This window comes from Bifidobacterium sp. POST2/T3 (B1) (genome assembly GCF_058197115.1).
Genome location: NZ_JBVPQK010000463.1, coordinates 1 through 2,010 on the forward strand (window position 1 = coordinate 1; position 2,010 = coordinate 2,010).

General features: G+C 67.1%; 1 pseudogene. It reads right to left on the reverse strand.

From position 1 onward, the window contains the following. A pseudogene (locus tag AC0AP0_RS12800) lies at window positions 1-2,010 on the reverse strand (type I polyketide synthase); the annotation flags it as partial.

Genomic DNA, 2,010 nt, shown 5'->3' on the forward strand with positions numbered 1-2,010 from the left:
TCCAGGCTCCAGAGCATGAGCCGGGCCTGGGACTCGAAGAGCCGGCCCGAGTCGGCCATGGTCCCGTGCATGGCGGGTGCTGCGAAGGGCAGTAGCAGTGTGGGCTCGTAGGCGGGCTTGAGCACGGTGGTCGTGGCACCCGTGGTCTTGCGCTGCTCATTGCCGACCCAGTCGACCAGGGCATCCACATCCCGGTAGCTGGACAGATTCGCGGGCACGATCCAGAGACGGGCACCGCCCACGGCATGGCGACGGTAGATGTCGCGAGCCCAGATGACGGTCTGCGGCTTCAAGGAGTGGAAGACAGCGATGACCGTCGCCCCACCCTCCAAGAGGCCCGCAGTCAGAGATCCTGCGATGGACTTGGGGGCCACGCCGGTGACCACGGCCACGTCCTTGGCGAACCGTGCTGCGGTCTGGTCCGAGTCGGCAGGGGTCATGGCCTGATCGGCGATGCCGCTGAAGACCCGGGCCAAATCCTGCTCGCCGCGTTTGCCTGCCTGGTCGGCGTACCAGACGGCCTGATCGTGCACCTCACGTCCGGCTCCTACGAAGCTCAGGCGACTGCGGTCATCATCATGCTCGTGGTAGATGTGAGCCAGATCCTCTCGGGCGCTGGCCCAGCGGTCGTCGAAGAGGACGGCGCGCGAAGCCTCGAACCGTGGTTCCACCTGCTCGGGCCAGTCGCTGCCCAGCTCGGCATTGACGGCGGCCACAACGGCAGCATCCTCATTCTCGCCAGGCTGGACGGTCGGAGGTTTAAGCCCCAGTTTGTCCAGGAGGAAGCGGGCGGTGGAGGCCAGCACACCCTCAGAGCCGGTCACCTGGGCTGCGAAGGCATCCAGGGCAGCGGAGTCGACCACGGCACCGCCAGCGGCACCACCTGCAGAGGGCATGGAGACCGTGACACCATGGCGCTGGGCCACCTGCTGAACGGCCTGGTCGATCAGCGCATTGGCCGCAGGCACTGTGGAGACGGCTTCAGTGGGCAGGAGCGCCAGATCACCGCCACGCGAGGAGGCACCCTCACGGGTGTCCAGGACCAGGCTGGCCACGGTGGCCGAAACCCAGCCCGCACCCAGCTGCCAGACATCGGAGACCCGTTGCTCAACCTGCTGCAGCTTGAGGCCGGAGGGACCGAAGAGGTCGCGGATGCGCTCACGCACGATGTCGGAGAGCACCGGGCCGAAGGGCCGATAGTTGGGGGCCACCTTGTTCACCAGGGCGCTCAGGTCGGTCATGCTGGCCTCGGCTGCACCATCCACGCTGGCCACACCCAGCTCCGAGCTGATGTCCATCAGCAGCTGGTTGCGCCTGGAGGAGACGCCGTTGGTCAGGGTGTCGGTGGTGTCGGTCTGCCCGATCTGCTCGGGGCGGATCTTGGTGGAGTAGGCCAGCAGGACGGCGATGGCGTCCGATGCCTTGAAGGGCAGGTCGGCCACATCGGCACCCGACGGACCAGCGGTCGCCGGGGCCGCAGCAGGAGCCGAATCCTCGGTTGCTTCAGGGGCAGGAGCCGAAGCTGGAGCCGGAGCCGATGCCGGGGCAGGCGCAGCGGCCTGAGCAGGTTCAGGACTGGAGTCCTGGGCCGGAGCTGCGGGCTCCTCCTCCACCGTGGCCATGGGATCGGTGTCGGTCAGATAGACCCGGCTCTCGTCCCTGCCCAGGTTGTAGACGCTCACGTGACGCTCGCGGAAGTCAGGCAGCTTCAGGGTCTTGGTGCCCAGGTTGGCCAGGGTGGGTGAATGGCCCAGCCCCACCTCAATCAGCTGCTCCACGCCCAGGCCGCCCTGTTCAGGGGCGTCGAACATGATCGCCTGGGTCTCGATCCAGCGCACAGGAGAGGCGAACTGCCAGGAGAGCAGCTCAGTCAGCAGCAGACGGCCCAGCTTCTGGTCGTCAGCCGCATACTGGTCCCAGACCTGGGGATCGCCCAGAGCCTGCTTGATGCGCTCGGAGGGAACCACCTCCAGGATGGAGGCCGCGAACTCCTTGGTCATCTGGAAGGGC